The organism is Paucibacter sp. KCTC 42545, assembly GCF_001477625.1.
Taxonomy (GTDB): Bacteria; Pseudomonadota; Gammaproteobacteria; order Burkholderiales; family Burkholderiaceae_C; genus Paucibacter_A.
Map to the genome: position 1 here is coordinate 1,483,192 of NZ_CP013692.1, position 24,261 is coordinate 1,507,452.

Annotated in this window: 22 protein-coding genes and 2 tRNA genes; 18 read left to right on the forward strand and 6 right to left on the reverse strand. The window is 60.9% G+C overall.

Annotated features, from left to right (window positions below):
• Positions 1-61: 61 nt before the first annotated feature.
• Positions 62-616 (reverse strand): elongation factor P, encoded by a 555-nt coding sequence (efp, locus tag AT984_RS06580; RefSeq protein ID WP_058719411.1) that lies wholly within the window; start codon positions 614-616, stop codon positions 62-64.
• Positions 617-829: 213 nt separating this feature from the next.
• Complete coding sequence (gene earP / locus AT984_RS06585) at positions 830-1,894, reverse strand: elongation factor P maturation arginine rhamnosyltransferase EarP (protein WP_058722134.1); 1,065 nt, start codon at positions 1,892-1,894, stop codon at positions 830-832.
• A gap of 240 nt (positions 1,895-2,134) precedes the next feature.
• On the opposite strand from earP, the gene uvrC reads away from it, so the two are divergent.
• The 7 genes from uvrC (at position 2,135) to AT984_RS06620 (ending at position 8,553) form a co-directional block, all read left to right on the forward strand.
• Positions 2,135-4,054: an excinuclease ABC subunit UvrC gene (uvrC, locus tag AT984_RS06590; protein ID WP_058722135.1), complete on the forward strand. Its 1,920-nt coding sequence runs from the start codon at positions 2,135-2,137 to the stop codon at positions 4,052-4,054.
• 325 nt (positions 4,055-4,379) lie between these two features.
• Positions 4,380-4,943: a hypothetical protein gene (locus tag AT984_RS22860; RefSeq protein WP_156421918.1), complete on the forward strand. Its 564-nt coding sequence runs from the start codon at positions 4,380-4,382 to the stop codon at positions 4,941-4,943.
• Positions 4,944-5,025: 82 nt separating this feature from the next.
• Positions 5,026-5,592: a CDP-diacylglycerol--glycerol-3-phosphate 3-phosphatidyltransferase gene (gene pgsA, locus AT984_RS06600; RefSeq protein ID WP_058722136.1), complete on the forward strand. Its 567-nt coding sequence runs from the start codon at positions 5,026-5,028 to the stop codon at positions 5,590-5,592.
• Positions 5,593-5,909: 317 nt separating this feature from the next.
• Positions 5,910-6,182 carry an HU family DNA-binding protein gene (locus tag AT984_RS06605; protein WP_058719413.1) on the forward strand — a complete coding sequence of 91 codons (273 nt, stop codon included), beginning with the start codon at positions 5,910-5,912 and terminating at the stop codon, positions 6,180-6,182.
• A 23-nt stretch (positions 6,183-6,205) separates the two neighbouring features.
• Positions 6,206-6,281: transfer RNA gene (locus AT984_RS06610), tRNA-Val, on the forward strand.
• Positions 6,282-6,417: 136 nt separating this feature from the next.
• Entirely contained in the window at positions 6,418-8,328 is a 1,911-nt protein-coding gene (locus tag AT984_RS06615) for a peptidylprolyl isomerase (protein ID WP_058719414.1), read from the forward strand.
• Between the two features lie 149 nt (positions 8,329-8,477).
• Positions 8,478-8,553: transfer RNA gene (locus AT984_RS06620), tRNA-His, on the forward strand.
• A 170-nt stretch (positions 8,554-8,723) separates the two neighbouring features.
• Here AT984_RS06620 and AT984_RS06625 read toward each other — a convergent pair.
• Positions 8,724-9,467 carry a LuxR C-terminal-related transcriptional regulator gene (locus AT984_RS06625; protein ID WP_058722137.1) on the reverse strand — a complete coding sequence of 248 codons (744 nt, stop codon included), beginning with the start codon at positions 9,465-9,467 and terminating at the stop codon, positions 8,724-8,726.
• Between the two features lie 105 nt (positions 9,468-9,572).
• Positions 9,573-10,547: an NADPH:quinone oxidoreductase family protein gene (locus tag AT984_RS06630; RefSeq protein WP_058719415.1), complete on the reverse strand. Its 975-nt coding sequence runs from the start codon at positions 10,545-10,547 to the stop codon at positions 9,573-9,575.
• A 108-nt stretch (positions 10,548-10,655) separates the two neighbouring features.
• Here AT984_RS06630 and surE point away from each other — a divergent pair, with 108 nt between their 5' ends.
• The 5 genes from surE to rlmD all read left to right on the forward strand — a co-directional run bounded on the left by surE (position 10,656) and on the right by rlmD (position 15,751).
• Positions 10,656-11,405, forward strand: a complete 750-nt coding sequence (gene surE, locus AT984_RS06635; protein WP_058719416.1) for a 5'/3'-nucleotidase SurE — start codon at positions 10,656-10,658, stop codon at positions 11,403-11,405.
• Positions 11,402-12,220 carry a protein-L-isoaspartate(D-aspartate) O-methyltransferase gene (locus AT984_RS06640; RefSeq protein ID WP_058719417.1) on the forward strand — a complete coding sequence of 273 codons (819 nt, stop codon included), beginning with the start codon at positions 11,402-11,404 and terminating at the stop codon, positions 12,218-12,220. Before surE ends, AT984_RS06640 begins: the two co-directional genes overlap by 4 nt.
• 157 nt (positions 12,221-12,377) lie before the next feature.
• Positions 12,378-13,262 carry a peptidoglycan DD-metalloendopeptidase family protein gene (locus tag AT984_RS06645; RefSeq protein ID WP_058719418.1) on the forward strand — a complete coding sequence of 295 codons (885 nt, stop codon included), beginning with the start codon at positions 12,378-12,380 and terminating at the stop codon, positions 13,260-13,262.
• A gap of 26 nt (positions 13,263-13,288) precedes the next feature.
• On the forward strand, positions 13,289-14,332 hold the full coding sequence (gene rpoS / locus AT984_RS06650) for an RNA polymerase sigma factor RpoS (protein WP_156421919.1): 1,044 nt from the start codon (positions 13,289-13,291) through the stop codon (positions 14,330-14,332).
• Positions 14,333-14,386: 54 nt separating this feature from the next.
• Positions 14,387-15,751, forward strand: coding sequence for a 23S rRNA (uracil(1939)-C(5))-methyltransferase RlmD (gene rlmD, locus AT984_RS06655; protein ID WP_082679834.1), 1,365 nt, complete (start codon positions 14,387-14,389; stop codon positions 15,749-15,751).
• Positions 15,752-15,910: 159 nt separating this feature from the next.
• On the opposite strand, the gene AT984_RS06660 is transcribed toward rlmD, so the two are convergent.
• On the reverse strand, positions 15,911-16,606 hold the full coding sequence (locus tag AT984_RS06660) for a Bax inhibitor-1/YccA family protein (protein WP_058719420.1): 696 nt from the start codon (positions 16,604-16,606) through the stop codon (positions 15,911-15,913).
• A 158-nt stretch (positions 16,607-16,764) separates the two neighbouring features.
• Here AT984_RS06660 and AT984_RS06665 point away from each other — a divergent pair, with 158 nt between their 5' ends.
• The 5 genes from AT984_RS06665 (at position 16,765) to AT984_RS06685 (ending at position 22,878) form a co-directional block, all read left to right on the forward strand.
• Positions 16,765-17,169 carry a GlcG/HbpS family heme-binding protein gene (locus tag AT984_RS06665; protein WP_058719421.1) on the forward strand — a complete coding sequence of 135 codons (405 nt, stop codon included), beginning with the start codon at positions 16,765-16,767 and terminating at the stop codon, positions 17,167-17,169.
• 271 nt (positions 17,170-17,440) lie between these two features.
• Complete coding sequence (gene carA / locus AT984_RS06670) at positions 17,441-18,601, forward strand: glutamine-hydrolyzing carbamoyl-phosphate synthase small subunit (RefSeq protein WP_058722138.1); 1,161 nt, start codon at positions 17,441-17,443, stop codon at positions 18,599-18,601.
• 13 nt (positions 18,602-18,614) lie between these two features.
• Positions 18,615-21,881 (forward strand): carbamoyl-phosphate synthase large subunit, encoded by a 3,267-nt coding sequence (gene carB, locus AT984_RS06675; protein ID WP_058719422.1) that lies wholly within the window; start codon positions 18,615-18,617, stop codon positions 21,879-21,881.
• Positions 21,882-21,965: 84 nt separating this feature from the next.
• Positions 21,966-22,442, forward strand: a complete 477-nt coding sequence (gene greA / locus AT984_RS06680; protein WP_058719423.1) for a transcription elongation factor GreA — start codon at positions 21,966-21,968, stop codon at positions 22,440-22,442.
• A 13-nt stretch (positions 22,443-22,455) separates the two neighbouring features.
• Positions 22,456-22,878, forward strand: coding sequence for a DUF4149 domain-containing protein (locus AT984_RS06685; protein WP_058719424.1), 423 nt, complete (start codon positions 22,456-22,458; stop codon positions 22,876-22,878).
• 136 nt (positions 22,879-23,014) lie between these two features.
• Here the strand turns inward: AT984_RS06685 and AT984_RS06690 are convergent, their stop codons facing one another.
• Positions 23,015-23,491, reverse strand: a complete 477-nt coding sequence (locus AT984_RS06690; RefSeq protein WP_058719425.1) for a YhbY family RNA-binding protein — start codon at positions 23,489-23,491, stop codon at positions 23,015-23,017.
• A 20-nt stretch (positions 23,492-23,511) separates the two neighbouring features.
• On the opposite strand from AT984_RS06690, the gene AT984_RS06695 reads away from it, so the two are divergent.
• Positions 23,512-24,192 (forward strand): RlmE family RNA methyltransferase, encoded by a 681-nt coding sequence (locus AT984_RS06695; RefSeq protein ID WP_058719426.1) that lies wholly within the window; start codon positions 23,512-23,514, stop codon positions 24,190-24,192.
• Positions 24,193-24,261: the final 69 nt, after the last annotated feature.

Genomic DNA, 24,261 nt, shown 5'->3' on the forward strand with positions numbered 1-24,261 from the left:
ACATAAAAAAAGCGCACCCGAGGTGCGCTTTTTTGAACTCGTCTAAAGCTGCGTGCAGCAATTAGACGCGCTTGCGGTACTCGTGCGTGCGGGTGTCGATTTCGATCTTGTCGCCCTGGGCCACGAAGATTGGCACGGGGATTTCGAAACCGGTGGAGATCTTGGCAGGCTTCAGAACCTTGCCCGATGTGTCGCCCTTGACGGCCGGCTCGGTCCAGGTCACTTCACGCACCAGCGAGGTGGGCAGTTCGACCGAGATGGCCTTGCCGTCGTAGAACACCACTTCCACGGGCATGGAGTCTTCCAGGTAGGACAGGGCGTCGCCCATGTTCTCGGCTTCCACTTCGAACTGGTTGTACTCGGTGTCCATGAACACATACATCGGGTCAGCGAAGTAGGTGTAGGTGCAGTCTTTCTTTTCCAGGATGACCTGGTCCATCTTGTCGTCGGCCTTGAACACGACTTCGGTGCCCGAGCTGTTCAGCAAGCTCTTGAGCTTCATGCGCACGGTGGCGGCGTTACGGCCACCACGGCTGTATTCGGTCTTCAGCACGACCATCGGGTCCTTGCCGTGCATGATCACGTTGCCGGCGCGGATTTCTTGTGCAATCTTCATGGGTGTTCGTTCCGATATTGGGATGGACAGGTGTTACGGGGCTTGGCTTGGCGCGAAAGTGGCTTGTCGTCTGATTCAGCCTGGTTCACTCTCGCAGCGGGCTTTTGCATGCTATGCGCGCCCCTACTGGCCAATAATGCAATTGATTCATTGCCCGCGTCGGCAAGAAATATTCAGAAAACGATTTCCCGTGGCGCGGCAAAGCCTTGGATTTTAGCTTGTTTTATGGGCGAGGCCGAGCAACTGGCTGGTGAGATCGTTTTGCTGCGTCAAAAGATCACGCCAATCTTGGGCGTGGCGCAATGCCAAAGTCCCTGGCCAAGGCAGGCCTTGCCAGGCTTGCAGGCCGTTCCAGCTGCGCCAGAGTTGGCGGTAGTCGGCAGCCATCGTGCTGTCGGCCCCAGCCAGCCAGCGGTCCATAAAAGCCTCCAGCTTGGGCGCGTGGGCGCCGTCCGTCTGCGGGTAAATCTGCCACACAAAGGGCTTGCCGGCCCATTGGGCGCGCACAAAAGAGTCCTCGCCGCGCACGAAGTTGAAGTCGCAGGCCCAGAGCAAATGGTCAAAGTCGCTTTGGCTCAAGTAGGGCAGGGCTTGCCACTGCAGACCTGCAGGCAAGGCCTGGGCGCGGCGCAGTGCCAGCATTTCTTCTTGCACCTGGCCGGCGCAGACCAGCAGCAGGCAATCTTGCTGCGCCAAGCCGTCCAGCAACTCGGGCAGGGCGGCATTGGGGTAGGCGAACAGGCTGACGATTTGCGTTTCCGGTTTGGGGCGTTGGATGCCTTGCGCCGCCAGCCAAGCCTGGGCATCAAAGCGCGCCTGCGCTTGCAGCAGGCCGGGCTCGCGCAAGAGGCCGCCGGTTCGTTCGGTGAAGCCGGGGTAGAAGAATGACTTGGCTAAGCCGCGCCCGGGGCCGCTGAATTGCGGCGAAGCCAGCCCGTGGCTGCGTTCTACATAGGCCTCAGCGCTGAGGTATTCGAGATTGAGCCACAGGGGCGGGCGCGCTTGCGCGGCCATGCGGGCGATAAAGGCTCCGGGCAATTCGCAGCCGAAGGTTTCGATCACCACATCGCTATCACTGAGGTCGGCCGCCGGGTCACCCCAGGGCAAGACATCAATCCCCGCCGGGCGCGGCTGCGGCGCCATCCACTGCAGCGGCGCGGCATCGTCCAGCCACAAGCGCACCCCTTGGCCGCGTGCGGCCAGATCGCGGGCCAGGCGCCAGCTGACTCCTATGTCGCCGTAGTTGTCGATCACCCGGCAAAACAAATCCCATTGCATTCCCATGGGGGGATTATCCGGGGCGGCACAATCCGGCTGATGCAAGTGCCAGAGATGCCAGACCCCGAGATGCAAGAACCCGTGTCGAAAGACCAGCCGCTGGGGCAAGCCGACCCACTCAGTTCGACTGCAGGCCCCACTGCCAGCGATGACGCAGCCCAACTCGGCGCTCAAAAGCAAGCCGAGTGGAGCGCCGAGCGCCAACTCATCGAGGCCGCCGAGACCCAGCGCGTGCAAGAGATGGAGCAGGCCGCCCGCGAGCGCCGCGAGAAAATTCTTGCCCAGGTGGCGGCTTTACCCGGCTTGCCCGGCGTCTACCGCTACTTCGATGCGCAAGACCAGGTGCTTTATGTCGGCAAGGCCAAGCACCTAAAAAAACGCGTCTCCAGCTATTTCCAGAAAGACCACGGCGGCACCCGCATCGGCATGATGGTGGCGCGCATCGCCCGCCTGGATACGACGGTGGTGCGCACCGAGGCCGAGGCCTTGCTGCTGGAAAACAATTTGATCAAGACGCTGAACCCCAAGTTCAACATCTTGTTCAAGGACGATAAGAGCTACCCCTATCTCAAGCTCAGTGGCCATGCCTTCCCGCGCCTGAGCTACTACCGCGGCGCGGTGGATAGGCGGCATCGCTACTTCGGGCCGTTCCCCAGCGCCTGGGCGGTGAAGGAATCGATCCAGCTGATCCAAAAAGTTTTCAAGCTGCGCAGCTGCGAAGACACGGTCTTCAATAACCGCAGCCGGCCTTGCTTGCTTTATCAGATCCGCCGCTGCTCCGGCCCTTGCGTGCCCGAGGGCCAAGGCCCGGACTACGCCCGCAACGTCAGCCACGCTGAACGCTTCTTGCTGGGCGACACCCAAGAGGTGATGGACGGCTTGCAGGTGCAGATGATGGCGCATGCCGATCGCCTGGAGTTTGAGCAAGCGGCCGAGCTGCGCAACCAAATCCAGGCCCTGGCCAAGGTGCTGCAGCAGCAGTCCATGGACGAAAACAGTGCCACCGGGCGCGACCGCGATGTGGACATCCTTGCGGCCAAGGTGCAAGGCGGGCGGGCGTGCGTCAACTTGGCCATGGTGCGCGGTGGCCGGCATCTGGGGGACCGGGCCTTCTTCCCCAAGCATGTCGAAGAAGCTACGGCGCTGCGCCTGGCCGATGAGGACGAGGACGGTGGCGCCGGTCAAGCCGTTGACTACTCGCCCGAGCGCTTGGTGCTGGAGGCCTTTATGGCCCAACACTATCTGGAGGCGGCGGTGCCTTCACTGATCGTTGTCAGCGAGCCGGTGGATGAGGCTCTGGCACAGGCGCTGACCGAGCAAGCCGGTTTCAAGGTCACCACGCAGGCGCAGCCGCGTGCGCAGCGCCGCATCTGGCAAGAGATGTGCGTCAAGGGGGCGGAGTTGGCGCTGGCGCGTCTCTTGTCTGAAGAGGGCTCGCAGCAGGCTCGCACTCGCGCTTTGGTCGATGCCCTGGATATGTCGGTGCAGGAGCTGGATGCCTTTCGCATCGAGTGTTTCGACATCAGTCACACCGCGGGCGAGGCCACCATGGCTTCTTGCGTGGTGTTTGAGTCGCACCAAATGCAGAGCAGCCAGTACCGCCGCTACAACATCGAAGGCATCACTGGTGGCGATGACTACGCCGCCATGCGTCAGGTCTTGACTCGGCGTTACGGCAAGCTGGCCGAAGCCGCGCAGCTCGGTACCGGGCGCTTGCCGGATCTGGTCTTGGTGGATGGTGGCCGTGGGCAGGTCTCGATGGCGCGCGAGGTGTTTGAGGAGCTGGGCCTGGACCTGAGCTTGATCGTTGGCGTCGAAAAGGGTGAGGGCCGCAAGGTCGGCCTGGAAGAGCTGGTCTTCGCCGATGGCCGCAGCAAAATCGGTTTGGGGCGCGATTCGGCGGCCCTGATGTTGGTGGCGCAGATTCGCGACGAGGCGCACCGCTTCGCCATCACCGGCATGCGGGCCAAGCGCGCGGCGGTGCGCACGGGCAGCTCGAGGTTGGAAGACATTGACGGTATTGGCCCCAAAAAGCGCGCCCAACTGCTACAGCGATTCGGCGGTGTGCGAGGGGTGGCTCAAGCCAGCGTGGAGGAGATTGCGACGGTGAAGGGGATTTCACGCGAGCTTGCTGAGGAAATCTACCGCGTGCTGCACTAAGGTGCAGAACACGCGAGCTTCCAGAAGAGATCTACCGAGTGCTGCACTGAGGCCGGACCGAGCAAGCAGCGCTTGCGACGCCCGCCGAAGGACTTGGCGCGCAACAAGCGACAAGGCTGAGGTGCAGAACACGCGAGCGTGCCGAAGAGATCTACCGCGTGCTTCACTGAGGCCGGACCGAGCAAGCAGCGCTTGCGACGCCTGCCGAAGGACTTGGCTCGCAACAAGCGACAAGGCTGAAGTGCAGAGCACGCGACCTTGCTGAGGAAATCTACCGTGTGCTGCAGCGAGGCCGGGCCTGAATATATTGCCAGAGAAAAAAACTATGTCTAGCACTGAAAAATACGACTTCAAGAATCTGGCCCTCGGGCTTGGCTTGGCGGCCTTGCTGGGCGGCTGCTCTGTCAACACGGGCTCGGTCAGCCCAACGGGCCCATCCAGTCCGGCTACGCCGAGCGGGGCCAGTAGCGGAGACGGGCAGGGTGGGCGCACACCGACACCCGGCTCGCCCAGCGCACCCGGGCCCAGCGCCAAACCCAGCGTCAGCTTGCCACCACCCAAGGCGGTGCGTAAGCCTGATGATTTGCGCCTGCAAGCCGCGCAGCGTTTGGTGGCGGCCAATCCGGAGCGCAGCTATATGGGCTTGGTGCCGGATATCTTGCTGGCCATTCCGGTGCTGGAAGTCGAGCTGAACCAAGACGGCAGCGTCAAGCGCGTCAATGTGTTGCGCAAGCCGGGCCAAGCGCCGGAGACGGTGCAATTGGCCATTGAGGCTATTCACCGTGCGGCACCCTTTGGCAATGTGGCCGCCATGCCCAAGCCCTGGAAGTTCACCGAGACCTTTTTGTTCAATGACGAGCGCCGCTTCAAGCCGCGTACGCTGGACTGAGTCGGGCTGCTTGAATCAATAAAGCGACAGTGGGCCTAGGCGAAGCCGGAATCGTGCCCTTTTGTTGTGCACAATGCCCAGCATGTTCTTCACACTGCCTACGCTCTTCACCTGGGCTCGCATCGTCGCCATTCCGCTGATTGTGGGCGTGTTCTATTTGGACATCTCCAAAGACAGCCAGAATCTCTTGGCCACAGCCCTCTTTGTGCTGGTGGCGCTGACGGACTGGCTCGACGGCTATCTGGCGCGCAAGCTGAATCAAACCTCCGCCTTCGGGGCTTTTTTGGATCCGGTGGCTGACAAGATTCTGGTTTGCGCTGCGCTGCTGATCTTGCTGGAGTTGGGGCGAGTCAATGCCTTGGTGGCCTTGGTCATCATCGGCCGCGAGATCACCATCTCGGCCTTGCGCGAGTGGATGGCGCAAATTGGCGCTTCGAGCAGTGTGGCCGTTCATATGGTCGGCAAGCTCAAGACCACGGTGCAGATGGTGGCGATTCCCTTCCTGCTGTTTGATGGCCCCTTGTTCGGCCTGATCTCGACCAAACTGTGGGGCACCTGGCTGATTTATTTGGCGGTGATTCTGACCATTTGGTCCATGGTTTACTACCTCCAAAAAGCCTTGCCCGAAATTCGCGCGAAGGCACGATGAACTGATTTGGCTTGCGTTGAAACGGGTTCAAGCGAGTTTCCGCTCTGAATTCGGCCTCGTTCCTTGTGGTGCGAAAAGCAAGCCTGCTGAGATGGTGTCCGGGCACAAATGCCAGCACTTTGTATCAGGACTTTTCCCGGCAATCCAAGCCCTTCGGAATCCCATAGAATCCGCTTCCCTGCGCCACTGTCGGCTTGTTCCGATAAGCGCTCCGGCCGGGTTTTTTCGCGTGGCCGTGGTGCAAATGCAGCCCCATCCAGCCCCATGAATCGTGGCATCAAGCGCATGCCTTGATTTCAAATTTGAGAGGACTCTTCGTGAATAAGTCTGAACTGATCGATCACATTGCCACGCAAGCGGATATTTCCAAGGCTGCGGCGGCGCGGGCTTTGGAAGCAGTGATAGTCGGTGTCAAGACCACGTTGAAGAAGAACGGCACGGTGTCGCTGGTGGGTTTCGGTACGTTCAGCGTCACCAAGCGCGCTGCGCGTGCGGGCCGCAACCCACGCACGGGGGATGCCATCAAAATCAAGTCCGCCAAGGTGCCAAAATTCCGTCCTGGCAAGGCTTTGAAAGATGCGGTCAATTAATCCCGTATAATTTCAGGCCTTCCGGGTGCTTAGCTCAGTTGGTAGAGCGTCGCCTTTACACGGCGCAGGTCGGCGGTTCGAGCCCGTCAGCACCCACCAAAAATTTCAATGGAAGTACGGTACCAAGTTCGATTGATTTCGATTTGGTGCATGGCATCAACCACAATGCCAGCTCATTCAAAGGCGGACCTCGGTTCGCCTTTGTCGCATTCGCATGCATGTCTGAGGTTTTTCGATGTTTGAGTTCGTCCGTAAACACACGCGCCTGTTTCAGTTCATTCTGCTGATTCTGATCCTGCCTTCGTTTGCCTTGGTGGGCATGCAGGGCTACACGAGCTTTATGGACGGCGCCAATGCCAGCGTGGCGACGGTCGATGGCCACAAGATCACGCAAACCGAGTGGGATAACGCCAAGCGTCAGCAGGCTGAGCGCATGCGCGCGCAGATGCCCAATCTGGATCCCAAGCTGCTGGATTCGCCGGAAGCCCAGAAGGAAGCCCTGGAGGGCTTGGTGCGTGAGCGCGTGCTGCAGGCAGCGGCTAAGGATCAGCATTTCATCGTCAGCGATGAGCGCCTGCAGTCCTTGTTCCTGAATGACCCGCAGTTCGCCTTCCTGCGCAACCCGGATGGTTCCGTCAACAAGTCAGTGATTGCGGCGCAAGGCATGAGCTCGCAGATGTTTGTTGAGCGTCTGCGGCAAGACCTGACCCTGCGTCAAGTCACGCTGGGCGTGACGGCTTCTGGCTTGGCCAGTAGCGCCAATGCCAATGTGGCTTTTGACGCACTGCTGCAGCAGCGCGAGCTGCAATTGCAGCGCTTCGACGCCAAGGACTTTGCGGCCAAGATTGAGCCGACCGAAGCGCAGCTGGAAGCCTTCTACAAAGACCCCGCCAATGCCGCGCAGTTCCAGCTGCCCGAGAGCGCCCAAATCCAGTACTTGGTGCTGGACCTGGAGGCCTTGAAGAAGGGCGTGAGCTTCAGCGAAGAAGACCTGCGCAAATACTATGACGAGAACGCTTCGCGCTACGCCGTGGCTGAAGAGCGTCGCGCCAGCCACATCTTGATCAAGGCCGAGAAGTCGGCTTCTGCGGAAGAGCGCAGCAAAGCCAAGGCGCGTGCAGAAGAATTGTCTGCCCAGGCTCGCAAGAACCCGGCCATGTTTGCCGAGTTGGCGCGCAAGAACTCCCAAGATGAGGGTTCGGCCGTGAATGGTGGTGACCTCGACTTCTTTGGTCGTGGTGCCATGGTTAAGCCTTTTGACGACGCCGTCTTCGCCATGAAGAAGGGCGAAATCAGCGCACCCATCGAGTCAGACTTCGGCTACCACGTCATCGAACTGACCGGCGTGCGTGGCGGCGACAAAAAGGGCTTCGACACCGTTCGTGCCGAAGTGGAGGCCGAGGTGCGCAAGCAACTGGCCCAAAAGCGTTACTCGGAAGCCGCCGAGCAGTTCAGCAATATGGTCTACGAGCAGGCCGATAGCCTGCAGCCTGCGGCTGACAAGCTCAAGCTGAGCATCGCTACTGCCACCCTGCAGCGTACGCCAGCACCTGGTGCTGTGGGCCCCTTGGCATCGGCCAAGCTGCTGGAGGCTGTGTTCGGTAACGACGCGCTGCGTAACAAGCGAAACACCGAGGCGGTTGAGACTGCGCCGAATCAGATGACTGCCGCTCATGTGGTCCAGCACAACCCCGCCAAGATGCAAGCCTTGGCCGAGGTGCGGGATCGCGTTCGTGCCCAGGTGCTGAACAAATTGGCCACGGCGGAAGCAGCTAAGGCCGGCGAGGCCAAGCTCGAAGCCCTGAAGAAGGGTGGCGATGCCGCAGGCCTGAGTGAGCCGACCCTGGTGTCGCGCGCGCAATCGCGCGGTCTGCCGCGCAAGGTTCTGGAGGCTGTGTTGGCGGCCGATGCCAGCAAGCTCCCGGCCTATGTGGGCGTGGATGCGGGCGATGGCAGCTACGTGGTGGCGCGCCTCAACAAGCTGCAAGATCGTGATCCGGCTGTGATCGACGGCAAGCGTGCTGCTCAGCAATACGCGCAAGCCTGGAGCGCGGCTGAATCACAGGCCTACCTCGCAGCCCTGAAGGCGCGTTTCAAGGCCGTGGTGAAGGCGCCTGGCGCGGCTGCTTCGGCGGCTCAGCAGTAAGCTGATACTGACAGATTCATGGCGGCGGGGCGCTTGAGCCCTGTCGGCGTGAGTCGATCTGCAGGTAGGCAATAAGCTCAATAGTTTCAAATTTTTTTCAAAAACTCTTAAGTCGACCTAAAAGTCGTACTACAATGAGAGTCTCAGCGGTGGTTGTAGCTCAGTTGGTAGAGTCACGGATTGTGATTCCGTTTGTCGTGGGTTCGAGTCCCATCAGCCACCCCAAGAAAATGCAGGCTCTTGTTAGTCTGCTAGAAAACAGGCCCCTCAAGGGCCTGTTTTTCTTTGTGCGCTTGAGCTTGCTGCCCGGCGCATCGTTAACGCAACAACGTTGACCAAAAAAAGGGACCTGTTTGACAGGTCCCTTTTGCTTTGCGTCTTCGCTTGGCTCTAACTCAAACCAGCCCTTGCTTGCTGGCCAGCACGGCCGCCTCGGCGCGACTGGAGACGTTGAGCTTTTTGTAGATGCTCTTGATGTGGTCGTTGACCGTGAACCACTTGATGCCCATCAGGTTAGCGATTTCCTTGATGGTGAAGCCTTTGCTGAGATAGGTCAGCACTTCGCTTTCGCGCGGGGTCAGACGTTCCCACTCGGGTGGTGGGTCCAGCACGACGCCGCGGCCGCTGGCAAAGGTGGCGGTGGATGACAGCGCGCCAAAACCTGAGTTGAGTGCCATCGGGCTGCTGTCACTTGCCACACCGGGGCGGAAGTGGGACAGCAGTCGGCGCGCAATGGCTGGTGACAAAGGCGGCTGACCGCGCACGATGCGCTGCAACTCTTCGACCAGCACTTCGAAGCGGTCTTCCTTCAGCAAATAGCCGTCGGCGCCGCATTGCAGGGCGGGGAAAAGGTGGTCGTCGTCCGAGTAAAGCGTGGTGACGATCTTGATCGTCGTCGTACCCGCCAACTCGGCCAGAAACTCCATGCCATTGCCGTCGGGCAACTCAAGGTCCACAAGGACCAGCTTGAAGCACGCGCCGGGGCTGCTCTCGGCCAGTGCGGCGGTGTGTCGGCGGGCGCCTTCAAGGTCGCCGGCCTCGATGATTTCCATCGGGTCGCTGAAGCTCTCTCGTACCACTCGGCACAGAAAGCTGCGGGCAACCGGGTTGTCTTCAATGATGAGTACTTTGACTGCCATGACGAATTGTTCCAGATAGCTTTCATCGTATCTCACAAAGCGCAGATATCGAGCAGGAGGAGGCCGCAAGGCGAATCCTCACCCTTTGCGGCCACAGCCCTTGGCTCAGTTGTGCAGCACGACCTTGCCGATGACTTGGCGGCTGGCCATGCGGGCAAATGCGGCTGGCAATTGCGCCATCTCCAGCACCGAATCCAGCACAGGTTTGACCTTGCCCTGCGCGTACCAATGTGCGAGGTGGCCCATCATCTGCGCATTGGCTGCGGGTTCCCGTTTGGCGAACTCGCCCCAGAACACGCCCATCAGCGAAGCGCCTTTGAGCAGGGCTAGGTTGAGTGGCAAGGCGGGAATTTGACCTTGGGCGAAGCCGATCACAAGGTAGCGGCCGCGCCAGGCAATGGAGCGGAAAACCGGTTCAAACAAGTCACCGCCCACCGGGTCGAAGACAACATCGGGCCCTTTGCCTCCTGTGGCTTCCTTGATGGCCGCGCGCAAATCACCTTGGCTGTAGTTGATGCTGATGTCGGCGCCAAGCGCCATGCACTGCGCGCACTTTTCATCGCTGGAGGCGGCTGCGATGACGCGTGCGCCTGCTGCCTTGGCGATCTGTATGGCCGCCGTGCCGACGCCGCCTGCTGCGCCCAAGACCAGCACTGTTTCACCGGCTTGCAGGCCCGCGCGGTCGAGCAGGGCGTGGTGGCTGGTGGCATAAGTGCAGATGAAGGCGGCCGCATCCTCAAAAGGGAAGCCGGCCGGCAGGGGCATCAATTGCTTGGCCGATACGCAGGCATGGCTGCCAAAGCCGCCTGTGCCCGCAAATGCGGCAACGGCGTCGCCCGACTTGAAGCCTGTGACGCCAGCCCCGACGGCTTCAACCACGCCGGCAAACTCAGCGCCCGGCACAAAGGGGAGGGGAGGCTTGATCTGATACTTGCCCTGCACGATCAGCAGGTCGGGGAAGTTCAGGCTGGCGGCCTTGATCGCCACCAAGACCTCGCCGGCGGCTGGGCTCGGCGTGGGCAACTCACGCCAAACCAGGGCCTCGGGGCCAAGCGGATCTTCACAAAGCCAAGCATGCATGGGGCAACCTTTCGCGTGATGTTCAAGTCAAAAAATTTAGTGACGATGATAGGCAGGCTTCAGGGGGCAGGTGGGTCGCGCAGGTGACGGCATGCCTACAATGCCGCCATGCGCATACTTATCGCCAACGACGACGGATACCTTGCTCCCGGGCTGCATGCTTTGGTCAAGGCTTGTGAAGGTTTGGGTCAGATCGAAGTGATCGCCCCCGAGCAGAATGCCAGCGGGACGTCCAACTCGCTCACGCTGGGGCGGCCGCTGTCGGTGTTCAGCGCGGCCAATGGCTTTCGCTACGTCAACGGCACACCCTCGGATTGCGTGCATGTGGCGCTGACCGGCTTGCTCGGCTACAAACCCGATCTGGTGCTCTCGGGCATCAATAACGGCGCCAATATGGGTGATGACACGCTCTATTCCGGGACGGTAGCCGCGGCAACTGAGGGTTATCTTTTTGGCATCCCCTCGATTGCGTTCTCTCAAGTTGAGAAGGGCTGGGGTCATTTGGATGCCGCCGCCGCGTTGGCCCGCCAGGTGGTGGAGCAAGTCATTCAAGGCGGCTTGGACAAAGCCTTTTTGCTCAACGTCAATATTCCGAACCGGGCCGATGCGCTGAGCTTGCCTAGGCGCGTGACGCGCTTGGGGCGCCGCCATGCCAGTGAGCCGGTCATCAAACAACAAAGCCCGCGCGGCGAGACGATTTACTGGATCGGCCCGGCGGGCGATGCCCGTGAGGCCGGCGCAGGCACCGACTTTCACGCTACGGCTGCAGGCGAGGTGTCGATCACGCCGCTGCAAGTGGATCTGACCCATCATGCCGTGTTGCCGGAGTGGGCGGCGCGCCTCGGTCAAAAGGCATGACAACGCCGGCCAATAAGCCGCAGCGCTTCCCGGCGGGTTTGCAAAAAGCCTTGGGGAGCAGTTCGCGCGAGGTCTTGATGCCGCAGCGTCATCTGCGTGAAGCCGCTGCCGATGCCGCCCGTTTGGCGCCACCTAGCGGCTTGGGCATGGATTCGCAGCATGTGCGGCGCCGCATGGTGCAGCGCCTTCAGCTGGCAGGCTTGCAGGACGAGCGCGTGTTGCAAGCGCTGGCCGAAGTGCCCCGGCATGAGTTCGTCGACAGCGCCCTGGCGATCCAAGCCTATGAAGACACCAGCTTGCCGATCGGTCATGGCCAGACGATTTCCAAGCCATCGGTCGTGGGCCGCATGATTGCCATTCTCATGGGTGGCGGCGCGGCTCGGCAACTCGGTTCTCTGGGTCGGGTGCTGGAGATCGGCACCGGCTGTGGCTACCAGGCTGCGGTCTTGGCGCGTCTGGCGCGCCAAGTGGTATCGATCGAGCGATTGCGGCCCTTGCACGATAAAGCGCATGCCAATTTGCAAGCGTTGCAGCTCAGTCAGATTCGTTTGATTTATGGCGATGGCCGCTTGGGCTATTCAGGCGGTGCACCGTTTGACAGCATCATCGCCGCTGCAGGTGGTGACGATTTGCCGCCCGCTTGGTTGGCTCAGTTAGCGCCTGGCGGCCGTTTGGTGGCGCCGATGGTTGCGCCGGGCGGGCAGGGCCAGGTGCTGGTGGTGGTGGATCATCTGGTCGATTCAGGAGTCAGCCGCTTTGTGCGCAGCGAGTACGAGGCCGTCCACTTCGTGCCTTTAAAATCTGGCGTGTTGTGAGTCGCTGCGGCAGGGTCTTGCTTCCGTCAATCGATCGCCATCAGGCGGCGCACTCAGTCGTCGTTCTTTATCGTTTAGGCCTGGCATGAAAATGCAGCATTGAATGCAGCTTCATCGGCCTTCTGAACTCTCACTGAATCAGTCAGCGAATCAACGCATGCAAAAGAACTCTCTCTCCCGCATTTCCCTCGCGCTGGTGTCGGCTGGCTTGCTGGCCTTGCTGTCTGCTTGCGGCACCAGTCTGAACAAGGCCCCGGTTGAAGACCGCACACCGGTCAAGGCTGGCAAACCGGCCACGGGATCCGCAGCGGCCACGCCTGCGCCCGCGGCCAGCGATGTGAAGCCTTTGCCCGGTATCGAGAATGCCGGCAAGCCTGGCTACTACACCGTCAAGCCCGGCGACAACCTGATCCGCATCGCGATGGAGAACGGGCAGAGCTGGCGCGATCTGGTCAAGTGGAACGCGCTCGACAATCCCAATGTGATCGAGGTCGGCCAAGTCTTGCGCGTGGTGCAGCCGGGTGTGGATGCTGCTTCGGTGAGCGCCAAGCCGGTGGCATCGGCCAAGGTGGAAACGCGCCCGCTGGATGCCAAGACGCCGGGAGCAGCAGCTGCTTCAGCGCCTGCGTCCACCGCTGCCGCCACGGCAGCGCCGGCCAAGATTGAAGAGGACGACATCAGCTGGGCTTGGCCTGCGTCAGGCAGCGTGATCACCAGCTTTGATGAGGCTCGCAACAACAAGGGCTTGGACATTAATGGCAAGGCGGGCGATGCAGTTTTGGCTGCCGCCGACGGCCGGGTCATGTATGCTGGCTCGGGCTTGCGGGGCTATGGTCAGATGATCATCATCAAGCACAATGCCGGCTACCTCAGTGCTTATGCCCACAATCAAGCCTTGCTGGTCAAGGATGATCAGGTTGTGCGCAAGGGGCAGAAGATAGCCGAGATGGGGTCTAGCGATGCAGATCAGGTCAAGCTTCACTTCGAGATTCGCCGCCAAGGCAAATTGCTCGATCCAGCCAGAGTTTTGCCTAGCCGCTGAACGCGCTAGGCTTGGGGTGAGGCGTCATGAAACATGCTGACGCCCCCTCATCGAGATCCGCTGCGGGCCATGCGCCCTTTGCCATTGATGCTGCGTTAGGCGCATTGGAAGGGGCGGCCTCCCATGCTGCGTCGTCCGACGCAATGTCGGATGAAGATGGCTTGGCCAAACCGCCGGCAACCCTGAACGGTCACGCCAGCGAGTTCGATGCCGAGGCGGATCCCGGCAATGCCTTGCAGGCTTATTTACGCGATATTCGCCGCACCCCACTCCTCAGCCCGGAAGCTGAATACGCCACCGCCTTGGAGGCGCGAACCGGCAGCTTTGCTGCGCGCCAGGCCATGATCAAGCACAACCTGCGCTTGGTCGTCAGCATCGCCAAAAACTATCTGGGCCGCGGCCTGCCGATGAGTGATTTGATCGAGGAGGGCAACCTCGGTTTGATGCACGCCATCGGCAAGTTCGAGCCTGAGCGGGGTTTTCGTTTTTCGACCTATGCAAGCTGGTGGATACGCCAGAGCATTGAGAGCGCGCTGATGCATCAGGCGCGCTTGGTGCGCTTGCCGGTGCACATCGTGCGCGAACTCAATCAAGTCTTGAAGGCCAGGCGTGCGCTGGAGGCCTTGCAAAGCCAGCATGGCGTCGGGGCCAAGGTTCGGGTCGAAGATGTGGCGGCCGCTGTTGGCCGGCCGGTGGAGGATGTGGCCGAATTGCTGGCCTACGCCGAATTGCCCAGCTCGCTCGACTCGCCTGTGGATCGCAATGGCGAGGGGGGCGAGTCACTGATGGATTTGGTGGCCGATGAGCAGGCCATTGATCCGCTCGGCCTGCGGCTCAGTCATGAGTTGGAGGACTTGGTCTCGCACGGCCTGGCTGCCTTGAGCGAACGCGAGCGCGAGGTCTTGGCCGGGCGATTTGGTTTGGCTGACCGTGAGCCTGAAACCTTGGATGTGCTGGCCACCCGCTTGCATTTGACGCGCGAGCGCATTCGGCAAATTCAGATTGAAGCGCTGGCCAAGCTCAAGCGCAACATGATGCGCCACGGCATCGATCGCGATTCGATTTTTTAGGTCGGGGCGGCCGCCGCGTGCATGGGCTTTGCGGAGCCTGGGATAATCGCGCCCATGATTCAAGATTCAGAATGGCTCAAGGTCGAATCCATCGACCTCGACGCGCAGGGCGTGGCCCACAAAACGGATGGCAAGGTGGTTTTCATCGAGGGCGCATTGCCCGGTGAAGAGGTTCAGGTCACTACCGGCCGTAAAAAAAATAGCTGGGAACAGGGCACGATGACGGCGATGCGGCATGAAAGCTCGCAGCGCGTGACGCCCGGTTGCCCGCACTTTGGCCTGCATGCCGGGGCCTGCGGGGGCTGCAAGATGCAGCACCTTCACGCGGGTGCGCAAGTGGCCGTCAAGCAGCGGGTGGTGGAGGACAACCTCTGGCACTTGGGCAAGGTCAAGGCCGAAACCTTGTTGCGGCCTATTGAAGGGCCAACCTGGGGCTATCGCTACCGCGCTCGATTCTCGGTGCGCTATGTGCCCAAAAAGGCGCAGGTCCTGATCGGCTTTCACGAGCGCAAGAGCCGCTATGTGGCGGATATGCAGGTCTGCAAGGTGGTGCCGCAGCGCGTCAGTGATTTATTGATGCCGCTGCGCGACTTGATCGCCAGCATGGATGAGCGCGACCGTCTGCCGCAAATCGAATTGGCGATGGGTGACTCGGTGATTGCACTCGTGCTGCGCAACCTCAATCCGCTGCCTGATGCGGACAAGGCCCGCTTGCGCGACTTCGCGGCCAAGCATGATGTGCAGTGGTGGTTGCAGCCCAAAGGGCCGGACACGGTGCATTTGCTGGACGAGGGCGGGGCGCAATTGGCTTACAGCCTGCCTGAGTTTGGCGTGGTGATGCCCTTCAAGCCGACCGACTTCACTCAGGTGAATCCCCATATCAACGCCGTCTTGGTCGGCCGTGCGCTGCGCCTGCTGGATGTGCAGAAGGATGAGCGGGTGATCGACTGGTTCTGCGGCTTGGGCAATTTCACTTTGCCCCTGGCCACCAAGGCGCGCGAGGTGCTGGGCATCGAAGGCAGCGAGACCTTGGTGCAGCGCTCGCGCGAGAATGCCCGAGCCAACGGCTTGGCGGAGAAGACAAGCTTCGAGGCGCGCAATCTGTTTGAGATGACGCCGGCCTTGTTGGCGGCCGATGGCGTGGCCGACAAATGGCTGGTCGATCCGCCGCGGGATGGTGCTTTCGCCTTGGCAAAAGCGGTGGCTGATATCGCCCAAGACCCGAGCCTGGCACCTGGCTGGCAGCCGCCCAAGCGGATTGTTTACGTCAGTTGCAATCCGAGCACTCTGGCGCGCGACGCCGGCTTGCTGGTTAATGTGGCCGGCTACCGCTGCACGGCGGCCAGTGCGGTGAATATGTTCCCGCACACCTCACATGTCGAGAGCATTGCGGTGTTTGAACTCGACTCTGGCAATTGAGCCGGGTCTGAAACGAACAAAGGGCCCGAGGGCCCTTTGTTTCTTTATGCGCCGCGAAGCGGGTGCGCCATCAAGTGGAGCCCGTGGATCCGGCTTTGCCGGTCCATCGGCCTCGCCCCCTTGAGGGGGTGGCGCGTCAGCGCCTGCGGGGGAGGGTCATCAATCGCGCTCGCCGCCGAAGATGCCCAGCAGGGACAGCAGGCTCTGGAACACGTTGTAGATGTCCAGGTAGATCGCCAGTGTGGCCGAGATGTAGTTGGTCTCGCCGCCATCAATCACGCGCTTGATGTCGTAGAGCATGAAGGCGGAGAAGACGGCCATGGACAGAGCCAACATGGTCAGCATCAGGGCCGAGGATTGCAAGAAGATGTTCACCACGCCCACCACCAGCAAGATGATGGCGCCGACGAACAAGAACTTGCCCATGCCGGACAGGTCGCGCTTGATCACCGTGGCCAGCGAGGCCATGGCGAAGAAGATGGCGCCAGTGCCGCCGAAGGCCATCATGATCAGGCTGCTGCCGTTCCGGAAGCCCAGAATGCTTGCCAGCAGGCGCGACAGCATTAATCCCATGAAGAAGGTGAAGGCCAGCAGGGCGTAAACGCCGGTGCTGCTGTTCTTGGTCTTCTCGACCACGAACATCAGGCCGAAGGCGCCGGCAAAGAACACGATCATGCTCATGCCCGTGCCCATGGCGGCCATGATGCCGGTGGAAACGCCCACCCAGGCGCCCAGCACCGTGGGCACCATGGACAAGGCCAGCAGCCAATAGGTATTGCGCAGCACGCGTTGGCGCTCGAGCGCCATGCCAGCGCCGGCGGTGCCGCCGTATTGGGTTTGTAGGGTTTCGTTCATCACAGTCCTCCGAAAATTAGTTCAAAGCTGCTGAGGAGGGCATGGGTGCCCGCCCTGAGGCAACTGCCGCGACTGTAGCCGGTTTGACGGGCGTGGCCGAGGCTCGGGCCTTGGCCCTGACAAGCTAAAGTGGGGGCTCCACTCACAAAATCAATCCCATGAAGCAAAAGCCCTATCTTTCCATGGCTGAAGTCAAGCTGATCGCCGCGGCCGCCGAAGCGGAAGCGCTGGCACATCAGTGGGCAGTCAGCATTGCCATTGTTGATGATGGTGGCCATCTGCTGTGGCTGCAGCGCCTGGATGGTGCCGCGGCCATTTCGGCCCAGATTGCCCCAGCCAAGGCCCATACCTCGGCACTGGGTCGGCGCGAGTCCAAGATTTACGAAGACATCATCAACCAAGGCCGCGTGTCGTTTTTGAGCGCGCCTGGCTTGAATGGCCTGCTGGAAGGTGGCGTGCCGATTCTGGTGGACGGGCAATGCGTGGGCGCCGTTGGGGTGAGCGGGGTCAAATCCACGGAGGATGCGCAGATCGCACGCGCAGGAATTGCTGCGCTGAACTGAGTGATCGGCGATGGTTCGGTGGTGGTTCGGCGGAGCGTGGCAAGCTGGTAATTCTTGTCACATGCGGGTCAAAAGTTTTGTGTAGCGACTGGTGATAACCCTGGTCGGGTATACTTAGCAGGTTTACCCGCAACCTACCGCCTCCAGCGAAACTCAAACCAGTTTCTTCACCGGACTCAGGTCACTTCTTGCCACCACGATACGCGATGTGCGATGTGCGGTGCGCCAAGTCGATGAGCAGAGCTGGGCGCGCACTCTACCGGAGTCCCCCGTGCTGTCCGATCTGCTCCATACCCCCCACGCGATTCTCGCCCTGGCAGACGGCACGGTCTTCAAAGGCAGCGCCATCGGCGCTGCTGGCCACACAGTCGGCGAGGTGGTGTTCAACACCGCCATGACCGGCTACCAAGAAATCCTCACTGACCCGAGCTACTGCCGGCAGATCGTGACCCTCACGTATCCGCACATCGGCAACTACGGCGTCAACGACGAGGATGTCGAGGCCTCGAAGATCCATGCCGCTGGTTTGATCATCAAAGAATTGCCTCTGCTGTCGTCCAACTTCCGCGAGACCCGTAGTCTGGGTCAGTACTTGCAGGATGAAGGCACGGTGGCGATTGCCAATATCGATACCCGCCGTCTGACCCGCCTGCTGCGCACCACCGGCGCGCAAAACGGCTGCATCATGGCCTTGCCGCTGGGTGTGGCCATCACGCCGGAATTGATCGCCCAAGCCGTGGCGCTGGCCCAAGCCGCTCCAAACATGGCCGGCCAGGATTTGGCCAAGGTGGTCAGCACCGAAAAGACGCATGCCTGGACGCAGACCGAATGGACCCTGGGCAAGGGCTATGGCGAGCAGACTCAGCCGCGCTTCCATGTGGTGGCCTACGACTTCGGCGTGAAGAGCAATATCTTGCGCATGCTGGCTTCGCGCGGTTGCAAGATCACGGTGGTGCCGGCGCAGACGCCCGCCTCGGTGGTGTTCGGCATGGAGCCCGATGGTGTGTTCCTGTCCAACGGCCCCGGCGACCCGCAGCCCTGCGATTACGCAATTCAAGCGGCTTCTGAGTTGATCGAAGCCGGCATCCCGACCTTCGGCATTTGCTTAGGCCACCAGATCATGGCCTTGGCCTCAGGTGCTAAGACCTTCAAGATGAAGTTTGGCCACCATGGTGCCAACCACCCGGTCAAGGACTTGGACAACGGCCGCGTTTCCATCACCAGCCAGAACCACGGTTTTGCGGTGGTGGCGGAAGACCTGCCTGCCAATCTGCGTGCCACCCACATCAGCTTGTTTGATGGCACGCTGCAAGGCTTGGCTCGCACCGACAAGCCGGCCTTCTGCTTCCAGGGTCACCCAGAGGCCAGCCCCGGCCCGCATGACATTTCGTATTTGTTTGATCGCTTCATCAGTCTGATGGCGAAGGCTTGATGGAGTAAAGACAATGGCAAAACGTACAGACATCAAGAGCATCCTCATCATCGGCGCTGGCCCCATCATCATTGGCCAGGCTTGTGAGTTCGACTATTCCGGCGCCCAGGCCTGCAAGGCTCTGCGCGAAGAGGGCTACAAAGTCATTCTGGTGAACAGCAACCCTGCCACCATCATGACAGACCCCGACACGGCCGACGTCACCTATATCGAGCCCATTACCTGGCAAGTGGTCGAGAAGATCATTGCCAAGGAGCGGCCCGATGCGGTGCTGCCCACCATGGGCGGCCAGACCGCGCTGAATTGCGCCCTGGACCTGCACAAGCATGGCGTGCTGGCCAAGTACAACGTTGAGATGATCGGCGCCAATGAGAAGGCGATCGAGAAGGCCGAAGACCGCCTGAAGTTCAAGGATGCGATGACCAAGATCGGCCTGGACTCGGCCAAGTCCGGCATTGCGCACTCGATGGAAGAAGCGCTGGCGGTACAAAAGCGCATCACCTCTGAGATCGGTGGCACCGGTTTCCCGATGGTCATTCGCCCCAGCTTCACGCTGGGCGGCACGGGTGGTGGCATCGCCTACAACCCCGAGGAATTCGAGGAAATCTGCAAGCGCGGCCTGGACCTCTCGCCCACCAATGAGTTGCTAATCGAAGAGTCGCTGATTGGTTGGAAAGAGTATGAGATGGAGGTTGTGCGCGACAGCAAAGACAACTGCATCATCGTCTGCTCGATCGAGAACCTGGACCCCATGGGCGTGCACACCGGTGACTCCATCACCGTGGCGCCGGCTCAGACCCTGAGCGACAAAGAGTACCAACTGCTGCGCAATGCCTCCATCGCCATCCTGCGCGAAATCGGCGTGGACACAGGCGGCTCGAATGTGCAGTTCTCGATCAATCCCAAGAACGGCCGCATGACCGTGATTGAGATGAACCCGCGCGTCTCGCGTTCCTCGGCACTGGCCTCCAAGGCCACCGGCTTCCCGATCGCCAAGATCGCTGCCAAGCTGGCTGTGGGTTACACCCTGGACGAGCTGCGCAACGACATCACCGGCGGCGTGACTCCGGCGTCGTTTGAGCCCAGCATCGACTACGTGGTCACCAAGATTCCGCGTTTCGCCTTCGAGAAGTTCCCGATGGCCGATTCGCGTCTGACCACGCAGATGAAGTCGGTGGGTGAGGTGATGGCCATGGGCCGCACCTTCCAGGAAAGCTTCCAGAAGGCCTTGCGTGGCCTGGAGACCGGCATTGACGGCCTGACCGAGCGCAGCACCGACCGCGAAGAAATCGTGCAAGAGATCGGCGAGCCCGGCCCTGAGCGCATTCTGTTCGTGGCGGATGCTTTCCGCTTGGGAATGAGTCAGGCCGAAGTGTTTGAAGAAACGGCCATCGACCCCTGGTTCCTGGCGCAGATCGAGCAATTGGTGCAGATCGAGCAATCGCTGGCTGGTCGCGTGTTGGCCTCGCTGTCGGTGGACGAAATGCGTCTGCTGAAGAAGAAGGGCTTCTCGGACAAGCGTCTGGGCAAGCTCTTGGCTAGCAATCAGCACGATGTGCGCCGTGCCCGTCACGCCCTTGGCGTGCGCCCGGTTTACAAGCGTGTGGACACCTGCGCGGCCGAGTTCTCGACCGAAACGGCCTATATGTATTCGACCTACGAGGAAGAGTGCGAAGCCGAGCCGACGAACAACAAGAAGATCATGGTGCTGGGCGGTGGCCCGAACCGTATCGGTCAAGGTATTGAGTTCGACTATTGCTGCGTCCACGCCGCCTTGGCCATGCGCGAAGACGGTTACGAGACCATCATGGTCAACTGCAACCCCGAGACCGTGTCGACCGACTACGACACCTCGGATCGCCTCTACTTCGAGCCGGTGACGCTGGAAGACGTGCTGGAAATCGTCGAGAAGGAAAAGCCCGTCGGCGTGATCGTTCAGTACGGTGGCCAAACGCCTTTGAAGCTGGCCCTGGACCTGGAAGCCAACGGCGTGCCCATCATCGGCACCACGCCTGACAGCATCGACATGGCCGAGGACCGTGAGCGCTTCCAGAAGCTGTTGCACGAGCTGGGCCTGAAGCAGCCGCCCAATCGCACCGCGCGTACCGAAGACCAGGCCGTGGCCCTGGCCAATGAAATCGGCTATCCGCTGGTGGTGCGCCCCAGCTATGTGCTGGGCGGCCGCGCGATGGAAATCGTGCACGGCGACAAGGACCTCGAGCGCTATATGCGCGAAGCGGTGCGTGTCTCCGACAAGTCGCCGGTGCTGCTGGATCGCTTTTTGGAAGACGCGGTTGAAGTTGATGCCGACTGCATCAGCGATGGCACCGATGTGATGATCGGCGGCATCATGGAGCACATCGAGGCCGCTGGTATTCACTCCGGCGACTCGGCTTGCTCACTGCCGCCTTACACCTTGTCGGTTGCCCTGCAGGACGAGTTGCGTCGTCAAACGGCGGCCATGGCTCGCGCCCTGAAGGTGGTGGGCCTGATGAATGTGCAATTCGCCATTCAAGGTGACGTCACTGGTGGCCTGGAAGGCGCCACGGTCTATGTGCTGGAAGTGAACCCGCGTGCCTCGCGCACAGTGCCGTTTGTTTCCAAGGCCACCGGTCAGCAACTGGCCAAGATCGCTGCGCGCTGCATGGCTGGCCAGAAGCTCAAGGACCAGAAGGATCGTTTGGGTCGCGTGCCTGCCGAGGTGATTCCGCCTTACTTCAGTGTCAAGGAAGCTGTCTTCCCTTTCAACAAGTTCCCGGGCGTGGACCCCATTCTGAGCCCCGAGATGCGTTCCACTGGCGAAGTGATGGGCGCTGCCCGCACCTTCGGTGAAGCGATGTTGAAGAGCCAGCTGGGTGCCGGCTCGCGTCTGCCGCGCCAAGGCAATGTGCTGATCACGGTGAAGAATGCCGACAAGGCACGTGCCGTGGCCGTGGCCAAGGATCTGCATGCCCTGGGCTTCGGCGTGGTGGCGACCAAGGGCACGGCAGCGGCAGTGGCCGAGGCTGGCGTGCCGGTGCGTGTGGTCAACAAGGTCAAGGATGGCCGCCCGCACATCGTCGACATGATCAAGGGCGGCGAGATTCAGCTGGTGTTCACCACCGTGGATGAGACTCGCACCGCGATTGCCGACAGCCGCCACATCCGTCAAGCAGCCCTGGCTGCCCGCGTGACTTACTACACCACCATGGCCGGCTGCGAAGCCGCCGTGGAAGGCATGAAGCACCAAGACGGCTTGCTGGTGCAATCCCTGCAAGAGTTGCACGCCGAACTGGTCTAAACTCCGCACCAACGAACTCCGCCGCCGCGGCTCCAGCTTGGAGCAGCAGCGGCGGATTCATTTTGTCTTTCAAGGTTTACAACTATGGCCACCATCCCCCTCACCACATTCGGCGCTGAGAAGCTCAAAGAAGAACTGCATCGACTCAAAAGTGTCGAGCGGCATGCGGTGATCAATGCGATCGCCGAAGCGCGTGCGCAGGGCGATCTGTCCGAAAATGCCGAGTACGAGGCGGCCAAAGACAAGCAAGGCTTCATCGAAGGCCGCATTCTCGAAATCGAAGGCAAGCTGGCTGCCGCGCAGATCATCGATCCCGCAACAGTGGACGCTGGTGGCCGCATCGTTTTCGGTACAACGGTCTTGCTCGAAGAAGAGGCCAGCGGTGCCGAGGTGACCTACCAGATCGTGGGTGACGACGAAGCGGACCTGAAGCTGGGCAAGATTTCGATCAGCTCGCCGATCGCGCGCGCCTTGATCGGCAAAGAGGCCGGTGATGTGGCCGACGTGATGGCGCCTGGTGGCGTCAAGCGCTACGAAGTGGTCGAGGTGCGCTACGTTTGAGTCACGCCGCTCCGTGCTGAGTCGCTCACGCGTCTTGCTGGCTGCCCTGTGGGGCGGCCTGCTTTTGGCGGTGGCCACGGTGGCTGCGCCAAGCGCATTTGATGCGCTTGAGCGCGCGCAGGCCGGCTTGGTGGTGGCCAAATTGTTTGAGAAGGAAGCGGCCATCAGCCTAGCGGCAGCGATGTTGCTGATGCTGATGGAGCGCCGCATGGCGCGCGACGGTGGCGGCCCGGCCTTGTCGGCCAATTTCTTTTTGCCGGCGAGTGCGCTGTTCTGCACGGTGGCGGGCTATTACGCCTTGCAGCCCATGATGGCTGCGGCCAAAGCCGGGCAGGGCGCATGGTCATTCATGGCCTTGCACAGCGTGTCGCTGGGGTTTTACGGGCTCAAGACCTTGCTGGTCTTGGCCTTGGCTTGGCGAGTCAGCAAGAACTGATCGGGTCCGTTGAGGCTCTGTGGCCCGGTTCGAAGGCTGAAGGCTTTGTGCCTGAATTTAGCCGAGCCAGATCACTCGGTCGGCCCGGTTTGGCTTGAGGCAGACAAGGCAAGCCAGCTGGCTTGCCTGATCAGACTCAGTCTTGCGCCATTTTCTTGACGCTGGTGATGCGGCGCTTGGCGCGCTTGATCTCACCACCTTGAGCGACCCGCTCATTGCCGAGAACGCGCAATTTCTTCATCTGCGGGCGATGGTTACCGCTCTTGGAGAACTTGACGATCTTGACAACACGGGGAGCGCCCTTGCCGCCGGCTTCGCGCTCGTCATCCGCCTTTTCGGGGATGGGGCGCCAGATGACCAGCAGCTTGCCGATGTGCTGAATCGGCGCGGCATTGAGCTCGCCGCACAAGGAGGCAAAAATGCTCTCGCGGTTGGCTCGGTCATCCGAGAACACGCGGACCTTGATCAGGCCGTGAGAGTTCAGGGCGGCGTCGGTGGCTTTCACCACGGCCGGGGTTAGTCCATCCGAACCAATCATCACGACGGGGTCGAGGTGATGGGCTTCGGAACGTTTTTCCTTGCGCTGGGCAGGGTTCAATTGAATCGCAGGCATACGCGTATTATCCGTGCAACATGAAGATCAAGACAAAAAGCAAAAAACTTAATAAGACGTGGTTGCATGATCACATCAATGATCCCTACGTCAAGATGGCGCAGCGGGATGGTTACCGTGCCCGCGCCGCTTACAAGCTCAAGGAGATTGACGAGGAGCTCAAGCTGATTCGCCCCGGCCAGGTGGTGGTGGATCTCGGGGCTTCGCCGGGCGCCTGGAGCCAGTATCTGCGCCGTTGTTTCGCCCCCACGGTGGCGGGTGTGGGTGGTGCGGCGGTTGGGCAGTTGAACGGCACCATCATCGCCTTGGACCTGCTGCCTTGTGAGCCGATCGAAGGCGTGCAGTTCCTGCAGGGCGACTTCCAGGACGAAGAATGTTTGAAGGCACTGGAAGATACGCTGGCCGGGCGCGCCGTGGACCTTGTTGTTTCGGACATGGCCCCCAATCTGTCGGGTATTGAAAACGTCGATGCTGCGCGGATCGCTGGCTTGGTTGAATTGGCCATTGATTTCGCGCAACGCCACCTGAAGCCTGAAGGCGCCTTGGTCACCAAGGTCTTCCACGGTAGCGGTTACACGCAGCTGTTGGAGCAATTCAAGGCGACCTTCAAAAAGGTCAAGCCGATCAAGCCCAAGGCCTCACGGGATCGGTCCTCAGAGACCTTCCTGATTGGCATCGGGCTGAAGGCGCCCCGGCCCTGAACTTGGGCGTGTATCTTGGGCTTGAATGCCGGAATGGCCTCGCAGTGGGCGCAGAGCGGTAATCGCGGT